The sequence below is a fragment of the Stenotrophomonas sp. MMGLT7 genome (assembly GCF_021168555.1).
Classification (GTDB): Bacteria; Pseudomonadota; Gammaproteobacteria; order Xanthomonadales; family Xanthomonadaceae; genus MMGLT7.
Genome location: NZ_JAJOZS010000033.1, coordinates 1 through 4,233 on the forward strand (window position 1 = coordinate 1; position 4,233 = coordinate 4,233).

Annotated in this window: 3 protein-coding genes and 1 pseudogene; 1 reads left to right on the forward strand and 3 read right to left on the reverse strand. The window is 58.1% G+C overall.

Features of this window, described 5'->3' with window-relative positions; translation table 11 throughout:
• Nucleotides 1-323, reverse strand: a pseudogene (locus LRX76_RS18610) (type VI secretion system Vgr family protein); the annotation flags it as partial.
• Between the two features lie 199 nt (nucleotides 324-522).
• Here LRX76_RS18610 and LRX76_RS18615 point away from each other — a divergent pair.
• Nucleotides 523-1,737, forward strand: a complete 1,215-nt coding sequence (locus LRX76_RS18615) for an SUMF1/EgtB/PvdO family nonheme iron enzyme (RefSeq protein ID WP_231807122.1) — start codon at nucleotides 523-525, stop codon at nucleotides 1,735-1,737.
• Between the two features lie 20 nt (nucleotides 1,738-1,757).
• Here LRX76_RS18615 and LRX76_RS18620 read toward each other — a convergent pair whose 3' ends face one another.
• Nucleotides 1,758-3,842, reverse strand: a complete 2,085-nt coding sequence (locus tag LRX76_RS18620) for a hypothetical protein (RefSeq protein ID WP_231807123.1) — start codon at nucleotides 3,840-3,842, stop codon at nucleotides 1,758-1,760.
• Nucleotides 3,843-3,856: 14 nt separating this feature from the next.
• The coding region (locus LRX76_RS18625; RefSeq protein WP_231807124.1) for a DUF2345 domain-containing protein at nucleotides 3,857-4,233 on the reverse strand (377 nt) is incomplete at its 5' end.

Genomic DNA, 4,233 nt, shown 5'->3' on the forward strand with positions numbered 1-4,233 from the left:
TGCTGCCCGCGCGCGGCCTCGGCCAGCGCCTGCAGCAGTTGCTGGCCCTCGGCCAGCTGCGCCTGCGCCTGCTCGGCGCTGAGCTGCTGGCGGCCAAGCTCGCTGCTCAGCAGCAGGCCCTGGCCGGCACGCAGGCTGCCGCGCGCCTGGGTGGACAGTTCGGTGCCGTAGCCGCGCTCGCCCTCGCGCACGTTGTCCTGGCCGCCTTTCAGGTGGCCCAGCGTCAGCGTGCTCTGCTGCTGGGTGGTCGACAGCTGCGCGCGGCCCTGGCCGGGGGTGTCGTCCAGCCGAAGCTGCTGGTAGCCGCCGCTGCCGCCCTGGCTGTGCGCCGCGTCGGCCAGGTCACGGTCGTTGTGCACAATAAGACTTCCAAACATATAGCTAAGCTGGATTTCATGTATCTCCCAGGACAATGGCGTCAAGCTTGATGCGATGAACGAAGTGCGGCTATGTGCATTGTCTCCTTCATGCGCAAGCTGGCTAGACTATCCCTCACCTGGTATCCGAAGGAGTTGACATCACATGGAAAATTCGCCCAGACGTCACCGCCCGGCGGCACTGTTCCTGCTTGCACTGCATCCTTTGCTCGCTCTCGCCCAGACGGATACCCAAGTCAGCGGCGAACGCCGAGGGCTTAGCGCCGAAGAATTTGCCGAGGGTGTCAAGCGATTGCAGGCGCAGTTCGAACGGGATGCCGAGAAGGCAAGAAAGGGAGAATGCAAAGGCATGCTCTCGCCTGCGGGAAATCCAATGACACCACAATGCCAGATAATTCTTGATGAGGATTTCGTAGCCAAGGCAGTATCAACACGCTCGCCAACATCGCAGATATGGCGCAGGATGAACGAACTCCAGTTGGTACATCACGAAACCATTGGATCAGTGATCCGGCGCGCGCTCGCGAATTTGCCTTCACCCGACAACAACTATGTCATCGAAGCCGCGAAACAAGGACTTGCTCCGGTGGGGGGGGGAACGTTCGTGATGGGCGACTATGGCTGGCTGCAAGCCGACCCTTGGCCGATTACCAGTGATCGCTCCGACGACAACCCCTTCAAGGTGAAGCTCAGCGACTTCATGATCCAGCGGCATCGAGTCACCTATGCCGAGTTCGATGCCTATACCCGCAGCAAAGGATTGCCACTGATCGATATCGAAACAAAAGGCCTTTCCTTTCTTCGCTATCCCGACTACACCGTGCGCGTGACATGGGCGCAAGCGCATGATTACTGCGCATGGCTCGGGGAAGTGACGGGGAAACCATTTGCGCTGCCCACGGAAGCACAGTGGGAATACAGTGCCCGCTCTGGTGGCAGGGATTTCGCCTGGGGCATCGAGGAAGCCGATGCCAAGAAGATTGACCCGAGTGCATTCGAAAATCAGCTGGGCGAAATTGCGGGAGATAAATCCGGTCCCGATCCGCTATCGAACCGCCCGGCGGGGCTTTACGGGCCGAACCCTGCTGGCCTAATGGACTTCATCGGCTACGGTACAGAATGGGTCAATGACTGGTACGCAGCATACCGGACATCACCGGAACAACAGCCTGTGCTGGATCCCGCTGGACCCAAGCAAGGCACCGAGCACGTGACGCGACGCAGCGCAGATGGCACGGGATTTACGATCACGCGCCGCGGCATGGGCGATGGATATGCCTTGGATGACGAAGGGAAACGCCTCGCCGGCGAGGAGACCGGGGCTGCATTCCGGTGCGCGCTGAATTCGTCAAAATGGTGACACCTCGCACTTAGCGTTGATCACGCCACCATCGTGCCATTACTCCCATCCCACCATGGCTGTTCCCAGGCGACGTGTGTACCGCTTTGTAGGCGATAGGCGAAGGCACGATTCGGCACTACGTAGTAGCCAGGCGTTGGTTCACGCTTGAGGCGCTGCAATTCATCTACCCGTCCTGGCCCAAGCACCGCAGCCAGAAAGGATTCCATGCCCTGTGCGTCGCCTGACTCACCGATCTGGAGCGACGCATGCTGTAAGACATTCCGGTACTCCCGCTCCAAATAGATATCCTCGGTCAAAACATCGGTCGCGGTGAACATATCCTTCAGTGCATCGTATGCATCCTCACCCATCTGCTGAAGTCGCCTATAGGCATCTTGTATAAGGGCAAGCAGGAAAGCACGCACTTCCGGCAACATTTCCCTTGCCTGCGCTACGCCGCTAGCTATGGCTGCAATGAGCTCCCTCGGCCTACGGACCAGCCATTCCCTCAAGAAAGCATCCAGTTGATCTTTTGTCTGCCCATAATATTCGACAATTGTTTTTCCAGCCAGCGCAGCTAGCGCCTGCATCCGCAGGTACACATCCCAAGCCTCTTTAGCGAAATACTGTAGATTCCGGCTTCCCGCATTCATAACCTGGTAATAAAACCACGCCTGAAATTCCAGTAAAGTCAGAGGCGAAACCGATGCATCCACTGATCCTTTCAGCCCGAGCCCCCAGCAAGCACCCAGCTTGCAATGCACCCTCAAGACCCTTTCTTTATATTCTATTTTAAATGCAGCCGTAGCACCTGCGCCTGCCTGTCCACTGATCGATGGTGCAATATCCGCGAACGTGGCAAATTCATCCTTTGTCGTCGGCTTGAGCCAGTTTGCGGCTCCTTTTATTCCAAGCACGCCCTCCGCTCCGGCGAATGCGCTCAGATCCGCTCCGGCGCTGCCCTCCGGCTCAAGTGCCACACTGAACTTCCTATCCCTCATCCGCGCGCCTGTACGCCTCCTTGCGCGTACGCCACGGATGCCCTGAACCTGCTCCCCGTTGGCATTGACACCGGCCTTCAGTTCCACCCCTCCTTCGGCCAAGATGCTGGCACCTACGAAGCCGCTGAGTTCCACTCCAAGTTTGATCTGGAGGAAGCCCAATGAGGCATCCTCACCACCGGCAACGGGCAGCGCCAGCTCCATCCCACTCTTGTCAGGCAGATAGAGGTCCAGGCCGATCTTGCCCTCTGCAAGTACCAGAGAGGCATTGCCCTTGGCCTTGTAGCTGGCATCGATGCTTCCTTTCCCTTTCAACGCATCGGCCAAAGATCCTGAAACGCTGGCACCGACTTTTGTCTCTCCCGTGGCAAACGCGCGCAGAAATGTTGCCCCTCCCGAGAAGTCGACCATCCGCTCGCCTTCCTCTTCTTCGGAAGTGGCAGCCTCACGTTCGAAGTTGAAATCCTTGTTGAACTGCTCCACGAAGTCCGGCACGGCCTCGTCTGCCCATTTGGACAAGACTAGTTCTCCGATTTCCTCGTCGAGCTTCGTTTCCTCGGCAGTTATGCGGAGGGACTTCCAGAGTTTCTCTCGATCCAGCTTCCATTTCCCACTCGCTCCATCACGCATCAGGAACGACTTCATCTCGGGCTGTTCGGCCTGCGCAAGCTTGTGGGAGCGAAAGTGGTTTTTCACCTTCGAGGAGCGCACGTATGTGAGAGTCTTGCCACGGTACCTGTTGCCTTGCGACGAACTAGGCAGCATAACTAGCTCCATCATTTCATCCCCGCCGGAAAAGCCCTTTACCTCCTTTAGCTCATCAAAGAGCTTGTCACGCGCCTCCTCTTCCTTCCGCAATGCAGCGTCGAGTTCCTGTTCACTGACATCCGGCTTCAGTTCCGTTTCCCGGGTCACCGCCTGCGCGGCAAAGAGCTGCGCCATCCATTCGTCAATTGATGCAATCTCTCGCAATACAGTGGGCGTATTCTCGATCCTGCACACATATAGTTCATTGGTCTGTGGCCGCAGGAAGATCAAAGGCTCCGGCGCCACTCTGGCCTGTACCCTGGTATCCCTTGGCTGCGAGGTAGTGCTTTCTGCCAGCGTCCGATCATTGTCCATCTGTCCACCGTCCTTCAGATCTGGTTTCCTTCATTCGACCATCCACGCACCAGCTTGACCTTGGTTTTCCCCGCCGTGTGGACGCGTTGGGTCTCGCCCGAACTGTTGGTCAGTCCCTCAGCCAGGACCCGGCCCTTCTGGTCGATGATGTGATACGGCTCCCACGGCATCGGTTCGCCAGAGTTTTCATCAAGAATCTCGAACATCTCATTGTTCAACGGCTCCGATTCGGGCAATACAATACCCGCCAATGACGCGTGAGCGGCCCCCGCCAACTCCTTCTTGCTGGCCTTGAACTCAACCGTCCCCGGCGCGCCCAGCTCGATGTTGCCGCCCTCGATGCGGATGTAGGCGCCGGCCGCGGTGGCCAGCAGGTGCTTGTTCGGCGCTG